General features: G+C 44.2%; 1 protein-coding gene. It reads right to left on the bottom strand.

The window, feature by feature from the left end; genetic code table 11:
• A partial coding sequence (locus NI000_RS36615) for a transposase (protein ID WP_253416179.1) occupies window positions 1-274 on the bottom strand: 274 nt, incomplete at both ends.

Here is a 274-nt window from a genome sequence, read left to right as displayed (position 1 = left end):
CTTTGTTACTTTGCGTAATTGACGGTGATAACTCTCGATCATGTTCGTTGTATATATGAGTTTTCGAAGCTCCGGCGGATATTTGAAAAAGGTCGCCAGTTCATCCCAGTTTTGCCGCCATGATTTGATGATGAGCGGGTACTTGCTTCCCCAATGTTCTTCAAACCGATCCAATTCCAGCAGGGCTGCCTCTTCCGTGACCGCCTTGTATATTGGCTTTAAATCCGCTGTTACTTTCTTAAGATCCTTGTAAGAGACGTATCGCGTTGAATTA

It is taken from the genome of Paenibacillus tyrphae, assembly GCF_024158745.1.
GTDB classification, from domain to species: domain Bacteria; phylum Bacillota; class Bacilli; order Paenibacillales; family NBRC-103111; genus Paenibacillus_G; species Paenibacillus_G tyrfis_A.
This window is presented reverse-complemented; position numbering and strand designations above follow the sequence as displayed.